The 12,946-nt window shown below is 51.0% G+C and carries 15 protein-coding genes; 5 read left to right on the plus strand and 10 right to left on the minus strand.

Translation table 11 applies throughout. From position 1 onward, the window contains the following. Positions 1-110: 110 nt before the first annotated feature. From ACR0NZ_RS20085 to ACR0NZ_RS20100, 4 genes are all read right to left on the minus strand, one after another. Entirely contained in the window at positions 111-626 is a 516-nt protein-coding gene (locus ACR0NZ_RS20085) for a GNAT family N-acetyltransferase (RefSeq protein WP_480473656.1), read from the minus strand. 317 nt (positions 627-943) lie between these two features. Beyond that, positions 944-2,011 (minus strand): L-glyceraldehyde 3-phosphate reductase, encoded by a 1,068-nt coding sequence (gene mgrA / locus ACR0NZ_RS20090; protein WP_480521433.1) that lies wholly within the window; start codon positions 2,009-2,011, stop codon positions 944-946. Between the two features lie 125 nt (positions 2,012-2,136). Next, a complete protein-coding gene (locus tag ACR0NZ_RS20095) occupies positions 2,137-2,661 on the minus strand; it encodes a cysteine dioxygenase family protein (RefSeq protein ID WP_480521414.1) in 525 nt (174 codons plus the stop codon). Between the two features lie 225 nt (positions 2,662-2,886). Continuing rightward, positions 2,887-3,156, minus strand: a complete 270-nt coding sequence (locus tag ACR0NZ_RS20100) for an HlyU family transcriptional regulator (RefSeq protein ID WP_170645251.1) — start codon at positions 3,154-3,156, stop codon at positions 2,887-2,889. 297 nt (positions 3,157-3,453) lie between these two features. Between ACR0NZ_RS20100 and ACR0NZ_RS20105 the strand changes: the two genes are divergently transcribed. Then, positions 3,454-4,686 (plus strand): flavin-containing monooxygenase, encoded by a 1,233-nt coding sequence (locus tag ACR0NZ_RS20105; RefSeq protein WP_170602010.1) that lies wholly within the window; start codon positions 3,454-3,456, stop codon positions 4,684-4,686. Positions 4,687-4,741: 55 nt separating this feature from the next. Here the strand turns inward: ACR0NZ_RS20105 and ACR0NZ_RS20110 are convergent, their stop codons facing one another. Continuing rightward, positions 4,742-5,638 carry a LysR family transcriptional regulator gene (locus tag ACR0NZ_RS20110; protein WP_480521416.1) on the minus strand — a complete coding sequence of 299 codons (897 nt, stop codon included), beginning with the start codon at positions 5,636-5,638 and terminating at the stop codon, positions 4,742-4,744. A 159-nt stretch (positions 5,639-5,797) separates the two neighbouring features. Between ACR0NZ_RS20110 and ACR0NZ_RS20115 the strand changes: the two genes are divergently transcribed. Together ACR0NZ_RS20115 and ACR0NZ_RS20120 are read left to right on the plus strand one after the other, a co-directional pair. Continuing rightward, entirely contained in the window at positions 5,798-6,208 is a 411-nt protein-coding gene (locus ACR0NZ_RS20115) for a GFA family protein (RefSeq protein ID WP_480521418.1), read from the plus strand. 31 nt (positions 6,209-6,239) lie between these two features. Next, the gene (locus ACR0NZ_RS20120; protein ID WP_170389176.1) at positions 6,240-6,434 is read left to right on the plus strand and encodes a DUF1059 domain-containing protein; all 195 of its coding nucleotides are present in this window, start codon (positions 6,240-6,242) and stop codon (positions 6,432-6,434) included. A gap of 265 nt (positions 6,435-6,699) precedes the next feature. Here the strand turns inward: ACR0NZ_RS20120 and ACR0NZ_RS20125 are convergent, their stop codons facing one another. Continuing rightward, on the minus strand, positions 6,700-7,311 hold the full coding sequence (locus ACR0NZ_RS20125) for a TetR/AcrR family transcriptional regulator (RefSeq protein ID WP_480521421.1): 612 nt from the start codon (positions 7,309-7,311) through the stop codon (positions 6,700-6,702). A gap of 114 nt (positions 7,312-7,425) precedes the next feature. On the opposite strand from ACR0NZ_RS20125, the gene ACR0NZ_RS20130 reads away from it, so the two are divergent. Continuing rightward, on the plus strand, positions 7,426-8,979 hold the full coding sequence (locus tag ACR0NZ_RS20130) for a phospholipase D-like domain-containing protein (RefSeq protein ID WP_480521423.1): 1,554 nt from the start codon (positions 7,426-7,428) through the stop codon (positions 8,977-8,979). Between the two features lie 198 nt (positions 8,980-9,177). Further along, positions 9,178-9,426, plus strand: coding sequence for a hypothetical protein (locus tag ACR0NZ_RS20135; protein WP_170668966.1), 249 nt, complete (start codon positions 9,178-9,180; stop codon positions 9,424-9,426). A gap of 323 nt (positions 9,427-9,749) precedes the next feature. On the opposite strand, the gene ACR0NZ_RS20140 is transcribed toward ACR0NZ_RS20135, so the two are convergent. The 4 genes from ACR0NZ_RS20140 to ACR0NZ_RS20155 form a co-directional block, all read right to left on the minus strand. Next, on the minus strand, positions 9,750-10,607 hold the full coding sequence (locus ACR0NZ_RS20140) for a DUF302 domain-containing protein (protein ID WP_480521425.1): 858 nt from the start codon (positions 10,605-10,607) through the stop codon (positions 9,750-9,752). Positions 10,608-10,623: 16 nt separating this feature from the next. Further along, the gene (locus ACR0NZ_RS20145) at positions 10,624-10,998 is read right to left on the minus strand and encodes a DUF4345 domain-containing protein (protein ID WP_480521427.1); all 375 of its coding nucleotides are present in this window, start codon (positions 10,996-10,998) and stop codon (positions 10,624-10,626) included. A gap of 126 nt (positions 10,999-11,124) precedes the next feature. Continuing rightward, positions 11,125-12,687: an arylsulfatase gene (locus tag ACR0NZ_RS20150; RefSeq protein ID WP_480521429.1), complete on the minus strand. Its 1,563-nt coding sequence runs from the start codon at positions 12,685-12,687 to the stop codon at positions 11,125-11,127. Positions 12,688-12,758: 71 nt separating this feature from the next. Next, positions 12,759-12,946 (minus strand): hypothetical protein (locus tag ACR0NZ_RS20155; RefSeq protein WP_480521431.1); only part of this gene is annotated, 188 nt, incomplete at its 5' end.

The raw sequence follows: 12,946 nt of genomic DNA on the forward strand, positions 1-12,946 counted from the left end.
CGACATCTGAGGCCTTGGCGGACGGCCGCAGTCGTCCGCCATCTCATACCGGACGTCTCTCATGATTGACCGTAGCGGCCGCTCAGAGCCCGAAGCGGGCAGAGCAGAACTTAATAAAAGTCGAATTGCATATAATCAAAGTAGTCAGTTAGCTCGATGGGATCGGAACACTCCGGGTATCTTTCGATGAATCTAAAGCCGATGCGCTCATAGATGCGGAGCATATCTTGATTGCCTTTTACAGTATTCACCAAAAGGGTGCGCCAACCCATCTCCCGAGCGGCCTCCATCCGTGCATCGACCAAAGCTCGGCCAAGGCGGTTTCCACTTGCTTCCGGTCGAACAAAAAGACGCTTTAGCTCTCCGGCATCTGGTCGGGCCTGTTGCAGCGTGCCACACCCCACAAGGCGGTTTTGTTCACCATATGCCAGAACGAGGCGGCCGGTTGGCGGCAAGAACGTCTGAATATTTGCCAGAACGGATGATGCCATATCTTTTGGTTCTTTTCTCGCAGACCCGCCTGCCAAGGCCAGTTTATGAAAGACGACGGCGTAATACTCGGTCAGAAGTTCTTCGAATGCGGGTTTGTCGTCTACTTCGGTAACCGAAGCTATCCGATATTCCATACCGACCTCTTTTCATGCCCAATAAAGATCGGCAGCTTACTCCGCTGTTCCGCGCCGACATAGTAAAATCATCGAGGGCATCAGCCAACGGCACAGCCTGGAAAGGAATGATGCGTCTAGTGTCGGCGATGCCAGCTTCGTCCGCAAAGCTGACAACCACCGAGACGATTGGCGCCGCCACGCAGCGAACGGCAGCATCGTCCGCGAAGCGGTCACTCATGCAAAGAGCGGCGAACGGCTGCTCGGAGCCCAAAGCAGAAACGCCAAGCGATTACGCAGAAAAACCTGCTTGCACCAAAAATCAGTGGTCAACAATTCTACTCCGTTTCCGAGGATCGCGCCCAGAGATTGATTTCCTCTTCCGAACTGACCTCGTCAATCTTGGCGAGTTCCGCTTCGGTAAATTCCAAATTCCGGACCGCACCTACGCAATCCACGATCTGCTCAGGTCGCGAAGCGCCAATTAGGGCTGTCGTAATCCGGTCACCTCTCAGCACCCAAGCAAGCGCCATCTGAGCTAATGATTGACCGCGTGACGCCGCTATGTCGTTTAGAGCCCTGACACTCGTCAGTGAACGTTCGTTGATCATGCCGTCCAATAGAGACTTGCCTTGGGTTGCACGGCTGTCTTCGGGAATGCCGTTCAGATACTTCGATGTCAAAATACCCTGGGCAAGTGGCGTGAACGCAATCGATCCCACGTTCAATTCGTCAAGCGTATCCAACAGCCCGTCCCGCTCAACCCAACGGTTGAGTAGGTTATACGACGGCTGATGGATCAGGCACGGTGTGCCAAGGTCTTTCAAGATGGCCAGCGCTTCGCGCGTTCGTTGCGAGTTGTAGCTTGAAATTCCGACGTAAAGTGCGCGCCCAGAGCGCACTATATAGTCTAGGGCTCCCATCGTTTCTTCCAGAGGGGTATCTGGATCATAGCGGTGGGAATAAAAGATATCTGCGTATTCTAGCCCCATCCGCTTGAGCGACTGATCACAAGAGGCCACAAGGTACTTTCGTGATCCCCACTCCCCATAGGGGCCCGGCCACATATCATACCCTGCCTTGGTAGATATGATGAGTTCGTCCCGATAGCCTGCGAAATCAGTTTTCAAAATTTCACCGAATGCTTCTTCCGCCGATCCCGGCGGCGGGCCATAGTTATTTGCTAAATCAAAGTGCGTTATACCCAAGTCAAAAGCAGTGCGGCAGAGATCGCGCTTTGTCTGGTGCGGGGTATCCCCACCAAAGTTGTGCCATAGCCCAAGGCTTATCGCGGGTAGCTTTATGCCAGACTGCCCACAACGGCGATAGACCATTTGCTCGTAGCGGTCCGGATTGGGAAGAAATGGGCGCGGCCGAGGCTTCGGGGGGCGTTGTAATTTTCTCATCTGTCCATAATCCGAGATCATCACCCCGTGTCAATTCAACGAGATAGTAATCGGCAATCAGCGAAGCCTGCCGTATAGATGGAACATGCCTCAAGTATTGTCAGCGCAGATTGTCAAACTGCAAACTAGTCCTCGAATAATGCGCGAACCTTCGACATGTCATACGCATGTTCCGTCAGGTTTTCAGGATCCCATTCGCTTCGCTCAGCTTCAAAAAAGTCCCCGCCGTATACGTGGATTGCTCCGGTCAACTTGGGGATAGGGTTTGTAACCGAGTGAATGAGGTCCTTACCAAGCGGAGTAAATTCACCCGTCGACAATGCTCGAGCCCCTGCCGCTTCAATGCGTCCTTCAGGGTCATCTGCCACGCGCCGCCAAAAAATGTTGTCTTCTCTACCACCATAAATGCCGATTACGGCCCACATTTCGTGATTGTGGGGCATTATTGTCATTCCCGGCTTCCAGACGACGTTGACGATTGTCAGATCACTCGACTTGTAAATGGGAAAGATACCGCTTTCGGTCGGCTCTCCCAAGGCTTGCGTCACGCCCGCAGGATCGCGCATCGCCCGGTCCACCACCTCAGCCACCGATTTGTGAGACGTGTCCTGATCCACCGCGGTCCGGCAGTCTGCTACAAACTGTTCCATGTTCCACATATCTTCAGCCCCCAATTGTCTACAATAAATGCAACAGCGTACCACAGGCCGCAAAATAGTCGAAATTGGGCCTCGGAAGGCAGCTGCATGTATCGGGTATCAAAGACTTCCAATGACTGCTTGGCCTGCTTAGCGTTCGTTCGCCAAATCGGGGCGGATGTCTACTTTGCGGAACCATCCGTCGATTGCATCGCTTACATTAGGCTGTCTGTTTGCTTAATCGAAAATGCGTTCGCCCTGCTCGTCGATCACCTGTTTCGCCTTTGCGATGCTGAAGCTTTCGCCCTGATCCCGGGTCTCAAAAACATCCGCCCGGATCACTGTATGGGTCTTGCGATCACCGTCGATGGTCTTTTCGATACGGGCTAAAAGGCGGTATTTGCCACCTTGGGGCATCAGGTCCGGAAAGATTTCGAACCCTCTGTAAGAGACCGGCTCCAGCTCCGACTTTTCACCACCACCGAAGAGTTTAGAGAAGAGGGACATTGGGCGGCTCCTTTCAGCGTTGCTATGACGGGAGACTAGCGTCGCTTAGGACAGGCGTGAAGCATGTCGTGCTATCAGAACATTTGTCTTCGATCCGTTGGTACGCTCCTGCGTTGCCTAATGCGTCCAGATTCGCGGTAAAAGTCCATTCCCCCGCACCACTCTCCCTTGTACGGACTGTCCAAAACCACCATTCTGACACGCCGCCGCCAACTACCGAACTGAGCCCTGAGCGGACATTGATACGTTGAAGCAACTAGCTGTCGCCGATAGAGTTTCATAGAGAGGTTTGCTGTTATGTACACCCTGATTGACACTGTGGTTGTGGGCGGAGGTCAAGCTGGGCTTTCCGTTAGCTGGCACTTGAAGCAGGCTGGTCATGATCACGTTGTTTTGGACCGCGGGCAGATTGGCGATACATGGCGTAACCGCTGGGATTCGTTCTGCCTGGTCTCTCCTAACAAACTCTGCCGACTTCCAGGTTTCCATTACGATGGGGATGATCCCGATGGTTTCATGCTCCGCGATGAGATCGTCAAGTACATCGAAGACTATGCGAGAAGTTTTGGTCCGCCATATCGAGCGGGTGTCGAGGTGGCTAGAATTGAGGCAAGTGCAGGACTGGGTCGCTTCAAACTAACCACATCAGATGGCGAAATCAGAGCGCAGAACTTGATCGTCACCGTTGGCACGCATCAACACCCGAATATACCAAGTTGGCACTACGATCTGCCCGAAAGAGTTACTGGCATACATACGTGTGACTATCGCAACTCAGCGAGCCTACCGGATGGTGCGGTGTTCATCATTGGAAGTGGTCAGTCAGGGTGTCAGGTCGCTGAGGACCTGCATTTATCCGGGCGCGACGTGCATCTTGCAGTGGGCAGTGCTGGCCGCATCCCACGTCGCTATAGGGGGCGCGACATTTTTGAATGGGACTTGGCGACTGGGTACATGAACATTGCGGTAAAAGACCATCCCAAAGGGACAGCTATCCGGTTCAAAGCCCATCCACATCTATCTGGGCGAGACGGTGGTCGTATAATTGATCTGCGCCAGATGGCGCTCGACGGGGTCAAGCTACACAGCAAGGTAGAGGGTGTTCAAGACGGGTGCCTGATTTTGGCAGGCGGACTTGAAGAGACGCTCAAGGCAGTGGACGATGTGTGTCGCGCGGAAATGGAGAGCATCGACACGTTCGTTGCAGAGAATGGACTCGATGATCCCAAGGAAATTGTTGTCCCGATCAACTGGCAGCCCAAACCTGAACTACCGTTCTTCGACTTGGCTGCAGCAAATGTTTCAACCGTAATATACGCAACAGGGTTTCACCGCGATTTTGGATGGATCGACTTGCCGGTCTTCGATGAGAGTGGCTATCCGCAATATGAGCGAGGTATTACAGATGTAGATGGCCTGTACTTCTGCGGACTGCATTGGATGCATACACAAGGGTCAGGCCTGTTTTATGGCGTGGGCGAGGACGCGGAGTACGTTGTTGATCACTTGATTTCCACTTCGGGCAAATAAGCTACGCGACAGCCTCGAGCCTAGCCTGGATCGAAGGTTTCCAACTGTAACTAGATCAGTTTTCGGACGTGTGTCTCGATACGACCTGCGACTGAGATTTTAACCAGTTGACGAACACCTTAGCCTCGGGACGCTGAAATTCTGCTTGTGTCTGGATGTAATAGACGCCGAAGAGTGGCTCAGAGAACAACTCAATCATCCGATCAGATGACAGATCGTCCTCGAAAAAAGCTCTGGCAGAATACGTGATGCCGTCACCCCGGCGAACCGCAGTCATGATCAGGTTCCCAGGCATGTGATTTATGGTCAATGGCTCGGGAGGTACGACCCCATGATAGGTGAACCAGTCAGCCGCCTCGTTGGTGCCTAGTTCCTGCAACCAGGGCAGCTTCGTTAAAGAGGCCGGGTCACGCAGATCTTGGCCTTCCACCAGTGAAGGTGCTCCGATCACGACCATGTCGGAAACAAGGACAGTATCCTCTTCTTTTCTCGGCATGCGTCTGTCGTGATACCGAATGGCGACATCGATTCCGCCTGGTCTTATCTGAACCAGTTCCGAAGTTGGGTTCAGCATCAAAGTGATCTCTGGATGTTCACGTTGAAACTCCGCCATTCTCGGCAACAGCCACTCCACCGCGAATGCTGGTGCCATTGTCACTTGAACGGGACGCTGCGCTGTGTGTTCTGCCAGTCGTTCGACACCCCTTCCAATGATTTCAAAGCCGATACCCAGTTCACGTGCAAGAATGATACCTGGCTCTGTCAACTCAATGCCGCGCCCACGTCTGGTAACGAGAGCTACACCCAAATGCCTTTCCAACGATTTAACCTGCTGGCTGACAGCCGCTTGGGTCACGTTCAAGCGTTCAGCCGCCACGGTGTAACTCCCAGCTTCCGCAACCGCTGAGAAGGCGCGCAAAGCGTTCATCGGGGGAAGGTGCAACCAATCCATACTGTAGTTTTTCTAATGTTCGGTTAGACTATTTGAGTCGAATGATATCGGTTTTCCTGACAATATTCATATCGAAATTTGTTTATATGCTCCAAAAAAGTTGGGTATGGGCTTCATCGCGGATGTCAGCCTAGCCGCATGCCAGGAGATCTTGATACGATGGATAAATTTCAAGGTGGATGTTACTGTGGTGCTGTTCGATACCAGATCGCGACACCACCTGTCTGGTCGGGACATTGCCATTGTCGTTCATGCCAAATGGCCCTTGGTGGCGCCTTTGTAACTTGGGCTAAGGTAGCCGCCGAAGACTTCGCCGTTATCAAAGGCGAAATCCATCACATTGAGAAAACTTCGGGTATTCGCCGCGGGTTTTGTCGGGACTGTGGAACGACGTTGACCTATGCCGCCTTAAATGAAGGTGAGGGCCAAGACTGGAGCGCTGACGCTTGGTTTTCTGCTGTGACGTTGGACGACCCATCGATTGCGCAACCCAAGGCCCACGTCTTCGTCTCACATCAGCAGCCATGGATAAAACTCGACGACGGGCTGCCGACGTTTCCTGAGTTCTAACCAACTTTCCGAGCGAACGGAGGAGAAAGCGATGAACACTGTTTATTCATATGCCTGCAAGGACTGCGAGGGCATGGAGGCCTGCCCAGGCAAAGTGGTTGCAGCGACTAAGGACGAAGTATGGAAACTCATGGAACTGCACGCGGTAGTCGCCCATGGAGAAGATCCTAGTTCGTGGGACGCCGATACTCGAGAATATCTGGGAACATTGATTAAGCCAGCTTGATAAGATCAGGGGGGCTTCGACGCCCAACGAGAAATCGGCCTTGAACTTCGATTTGGAATGCTTGGTGACGAATGGCGACTTTGTTGAGAAGGACCGGCATGGGCTGCCAACCAGCTAATCATACAAGCTGTGAGGATAGGCAGCTCTGAGCCCAAGTGGACGATTGAAGTTGACGTAAACTGTTTTTCGACCTGCATTGATCAAAGTTTACTAATGGAAGGGAAAGCCTGGCTGTTATTCTCGAAGAGACGACCTCATACATTGGTCATATCTCGTTTTCTTGCATACTCTTTCTAATCCCGGTTACGTAATTCTTCATTAAAGACTCGATATACGACTCCGAGGTTTCATATCGGGATAACTTGTCTGAGGCGTCAAGGGCGGCGATTCCATAGAGGCAAGCCCAAAGAACACGAGCGTCATGAATGGCTTCATCAACATGGCTCTCTGGGTACAATGGGCGAATTGCCGCGACACCAATATCAATAAGATCGAAAATGGCACGATCGTATTTTTCGGGAGTTACCTTTCCCGGTGGCAACTTGTGTTCAAACACTGCGCTCCAAAGGTTGGAGTTTTTCTGAGTAAATTCCAAATAGGACTTCGCTAACTCCGTCAATGCCTTCTCGGGCGAGCCATCCAAGATCACGCCCGACAAATACGTGTGAAGGCTCCGCAATGTGTTGACGTGCAATTCCAGAATTAGATCATCGCGATTTTCAAAAATCAGATAAAGCGTCCCTGATGTGTACCCAATTTCCCTAGCGATACGCCTAATTGTCAGCTTTTCGAGACCTTCGCTCGCAACTAGTTTCGTTGCCGATTTTAAAATCATTTCCCTAAGCTCTGCACGGGTATGGTCTGATCTCCTTGCCACTTAAACCTCTGAAACTGTATAATTAATATCCTCTATATATTATATATTGATCATTGATTATTTTCAACATATGATAAATAATCAGTGATCAATAAATGTTAAGTGAGTTCAAAGATGTTTGGGGCACTTCGCGTTTTCAAAGTTTTCTTGCTTAGACAAATTGACGGAACGTCGCTCTGCGCAGGGGCGCTCTTCCTAACATTGAGCGCGTGCACCTTGTTCGTTGAAACATCACCAATGGTTTCACGCTCAATGCCCCAAATATCTCCCTACACCCCCGTCAAAAAATCTTTAAACGTTGAGGTGAAAACAAAAACATCCGATGCATTAGTCAAACCGCTCCGAGACGGATTGGAAGCGTTGGGTAACCGTTTGAACGCCATTGATCAGGCTCAAAAGACACTTGATGTTAGCCTGTTCATTCTGCGAGAAGACGATGCCGGTCATCTATTTGTAAGCAAAGTCCTGAATGCGGCTGATCGAGGAGTAAATGTCCGATTGCTCTTCGATGACTTGTTCAATCGACGAACCGCAAATCAGTTCTTTGCGCTAGACAATCACCCCAACATTGAAGTCCGCGTTTTCAATCCATACTCGCGCCTTAGCCCGACGCTATTTTCCTTTATAGTTGACTACGAAAAAAGCCGACGGCGAATGCATAGCCGATTTCAAATCTCTGATAACCTCTACGCAATTATTGGAGGTAGAAATATCGCTGATGAGTACTTCGCAGATAACGGCACTTCCAAGTTCCTTGATTTCGAAATTGGGGTTCGCGGCGAGAAAGTGAAGGCCATTTCTGAAGCATTCGAGCTCTACTGGACCGATAAATGGAGCGAAGACATCTCTAGCCTTCAGTTGCTGCCTCCAATGGTCGGCCTCGATGATCTTCGCGTTACCGCACGCCGAAGGGCAGAAGAAGCGTGGCAAGGAACATATCGGGACCTGCAAAAACCATCTGAAAGACGACCGCTGAAGAACGATGGAATTAGCGCCAAGGTTTCTTTTGTATCGGACGTTCCGGGAAAAATACGTAGGCATAAATTTGAGCGTCGATACCTCGTTTCGCAATCGCACTACGACGAGATCGCTCGAGCGACAGAAAAAGTATTGATTGTCACACCCTACTTCATTCCAACGGACAAGGGCGCCAGTCTTCTGGAGCGGTTGAGCGACAAGGGCATTCGGGTCGAAGTCGTGACCAATTCCTTAGCTTCGACCAACCATGTGTCCGTGCATGGTGGATACTCCCAGTATCGTGCGAGGTTGTTAAAGGCCGGGGTAAAAGTCTTCGAGTTAAAACCATTCAATAGCACAAACTTTGGCAAGGCTGGCCCGATACTTACTCTTCACGGAAAGTACACAGTCATTGACGGTAAAACCACTGTTGTAACGACCATGAACTTTGATCCAATTTCCATTACCGGAAACTTGGAATCCAGCGTTACGGTTCATAGCGCTAGCTTCGCGCGTTTAGTTTTAAGCGACACAAAAAACCTAATTTTAAATGGTTGCTACCGGCTAGCCCTGAACTCCAATGGCAACTTGGTTTGGTATGAAGAAACAGGTTTAGGAACAGTTGCGTTTGACGATGAGCCAGGAGCATCAATCGGTCGAAATTTCATCTCGGATTTCGTCGCCGCATTAAAAATCGAAGGCCTGCTCTGAATTCAACTTGATTATCTGCATCGATCGTCAATCAGCGGCGGACCAACAAGTAAACATAAAACACTATTCCATTATAGGAATGGATGACGTGAAACCTTCCAGTGTGGATTTTTACTTTAATATTAAATGTTTGCGGTTCGAGAGATGCTTCCTATCCGATCTTTTACTTTAGCAATTACCAGCAAAGGGAGATGAGAAATGCTGAGCAAGACTATTCAAATAACTCTTATCTGTATTGTTGTAACCGCATGCGAGACAAAGGCGCAAAAAGCTGAAACCGCATTCATGCGCGAACAGCTGATTGCATCAGGCCAAAGCACGAAACCGGCCGATGAGCTCCGAGAAAAGCACATAGGTAAAAATCTAGCTATAACTTCAGCAGCAGTACTGACCTCTCCAATCTGGGTCCCACTCGCAATTGTGTCGTGGCCGGCATTGGGGCTTTGAGCTGTTCACGCCGTTATGGTTCAGTTAACGCTGAGTCAGCTTTAGACCGTATGCTGAACAAGCGATACATGTTCAAATTGGCAGCAAAGTCCGCGAAGCGGTCACTCATGCAAAGAGCGGCGAACGGCTGCTCGGAGCCCACTTTGACCGATGCTGCTCTATGCCCCAATGACAGCAATGCGCAGAAAGCGGCCTTTGCAAAGTCTAACGAACGGCCCAAAGCGTGGTAGGCCTGTTGCGTTGAGAACCGCTGAAATCAACCCAAAGCGGACGACGAAAAGATGGCCAATCGGCAAAGGTTTTTTGCGTTTTCCTAACAGCGGCTACTCAATTGCCTTGCGAAATGTCTCGGTCAGCCGTTTGTTCAATCCGTGATGAGGTTCGGCTGAAGAACCGTAGTGCAACTCCGCCAAGGCAGCGATGTCATTGAAAATGACTACGGAGCCGCCCTCTTCATTCGCATAAACCAATAGTTTTTGGCAAAAGGCATCCAAACCAATTGTCGGAAAGTCCGCCATAGCCACACCACCGGGCGCTGGTCCGCCGAACAGTAAGAGAACAGCATCCGGCAGCTCCGTCCCCAGTTGGGACGCTTCGGCCGCAAAATCGATTTCTCCAAACCAGACAGTATCGTCCTGCCCCATCACGGCTGTCCTGAGACGTTCGACTGCCTCTGGTACGCTGAGCTGAGATCGCAGCTCGATGATCCCGTAGTCGGCAAACAACCCGTTGGTCGGCGCTGGTGTTGCTTCCAAGTCGTTTAGAACTTCGAGCATCTTACTCTGAAACGCACGCAACGAAGAAGCGTCCGTGAGTCCATGCCGGACTTTGAGAAATTGCGAGTCTGTGTAAGAGATCTGTGGGCCACCATCCTGAGCGAAGGAAAGTACGCGAAAAGGAAGGTCCAGTCCTGCTCGCACGTTCCCTTTCAGAATGGGCGTGTTTATCTCTGGAACAGAGAAAATGAGTACGCGAGATGCTGGCATTTCTACGCCTTCGGCTTTGGCCAGGCGCGCGTGATCTATCGATGCGATTGGAGTAGCTCCCGCTTCGGCAACGGCAGTCTCAATCCCTAAGAAGTTTTCGTCCACCGCAGTCTGGGCAGATGAAGATTGTGCAAAAGCGGATGTCGAAACTGATAGAGTTGCAATCATCGAGAAAACAAAGCCAAACCTCACCATTTTACTACTTCCTATTTCACCGTACTTTTTTAAGAGAAACCGCCGCCAGAGCTGCAAAAGCTATCTCGGCTGCAAGATAAAAGAGAAGTATCCCGTTCGGAACTCCATCGATAAGGATGCTTAGTATGCGCCCAACGGCCAGTCCTGACATAAACAAAAAAAGAACCCACAGCGCGGGGCGTTGTAATTCTGGTTTTGAAGCGGCTGCCAACCAAAACAAAGCGTTTGCCAGATAAAGACCCATAATCGCTCGGAACACGTGGGTTTGGTTCGTCCCTTCCACTGGAAATCCCAGCAAAACTGGGATCGAACGGCCGGGCATCAGACCGTATGACAACGCAATTGGCACGAGGCCGACGGCCGCAAGCAGAAGGACTAATCTAGCACTCATGGAGGACTCCTTCTCGTAGAGGTTTCGCTTTTTGCGAAATTCCTAGTCGGTTATTTTGGGCATCCGATGATCCGAGCCGGATGCCCACGCTGCGGTGGGAAAGGCGTATTGGTTGACTCGCTTCCTCTACTGAGAGATGCCGCCTTCGGTTGATGTTTGTTCTTCAACATGGTCTTGATTGGCGACCGGCTTCCCGCGCGGAGGGAACTCCTCGAAAGTAGCGAGATGTGCCTGCACTAACCGGGCGGCTGGGCCGAATGCCCACATTTTCTCACCCATCCAGCGGACGTACATACCGCTTTCCTCCGCAGCTTTTTCGTAGGGATCGCGGCGGAGGTTGAAAAGCAAGGGGGCGACCAGTTCTTCCTTCGGGCCTGACCAGCCGTGGTTTTGAACGACAAAGTGCGCTTTCCAATCGTTGTAGCGTACTGCTTGGAGGTCCGTACCCTGATAGTAAATCAGCTCGCGGCGATTGCTCTCTTCATCCTCACCCGTCAGGTAAGATAGTTGATTGTAGCCATCGAGATGCACTTTATAGCCTTCATATCCCTCTAGGAGCTTTTCTCTTAGATCTGTCGGACCTCCAGCCGCAGCTACAAATGTTGGCATCCAGTCCATTCCGCTGAAGATGCCATTCAAGACTTGACCTTCTGGAATTTTGCCCGGCCAGCGAATAATCGCAGGAACTCTAAAGCCACCTTCCCAAGTAGTACCCTTTTCCCCATGAAACGGTGTCGTACCACCATCAGGCCACGTCAGTGTTTCCGGGCCATTGTCGGCGGTGAACATCACTATGGTATTATCGGCAACTCCTAGATCCTCAAGGTGGCTGAGAACGTTACCAACGTTGTTGTCCAACTCCTTCATGACAACATCCTGAAGTCCGCGCCCATTGCCCAACATAGCTTCGTATTCGGGGCTGAGGTGGGTCCAGACGTGTGCACGGGCTGGAGCCATCCAGACAAAAAACGGAGTGTCCGACTCTACTGCACGAGAAATGAAGTCCTTCGTGTAAGATGTCACTTCGTCATCCAAAGTCTTTTGGCGCTCAGGAGGCGCAGGCCCGTCATCAATAATGCGCTGCTTCCCGACTTTTCCAAATCGCGGGTCGACTGTTTCGTCTACTTCCTCTGTTGCAAATGAATGAATGATGTTGCGAGGCGCAAATTGCGCGTTGAATTCTGGGTCGTCTGGCCAATCCGGATCAGACGTATATTCCATAGCATTCAAGTGATACAGCCAGCCCCAATACTCGTCGAAACCTTTTGTAGTCGGTAGGAACTCATTGAGATCGCCTAGGTGGTTTTTTCCGAACTGCCCCGTCGTATACCCCAACTTTTTCAGGAACATCGGAAGCGTTGGGTCATCTGGGTTTAAACCTATCGGATCTCCCGGCAGTCCAACCGTGTGCATACCAGTCCGTATTGGCAATTGTCCGGTCATGAAAGCTGATCGACCGGCAGTACAACTTGGCTCGGCATAATAATCTGTGAGACGAGCACCCTCAGAGGAGAGGCGATCCAAGTTCGGCGTCTCGATGCTTTTGACACCTCCGTGGTAAACGCCGACGCTCGCCCAACCCACGTCATCTGCCATGATGACAAGAATGTTGGGCGGGGTATGTTCGTCGGCCCAAGCTCCAGTGAAAGCAAAGCAGACGGCACCCGTTACTGAGATAAGTTTTTTCATTAAGACCTCCCGACTTGGTACTTCTTACCAACCATAGGAAAAACATCGGCTTAGAGGAACGGTCTGATTTGTTAACTTTTTGGGCTCAGCACCTTGGTGCAAGAAATTTCTTCGACCAAAAAGCCCGCCAAGCCGGAATTGCAAAGTCCTGGGTTGAATGTCCGGTTTGGGCTGCCACCGGTCATTAATGTGAAAAGTAACGAAAGGCGACAACAAGCCCAATGCGGGCTTTGCCAACCTTTCAAATCAGCATCATCCC

Source organism: Ruegeria sp. AE3 (assembly GCF_056542225.1).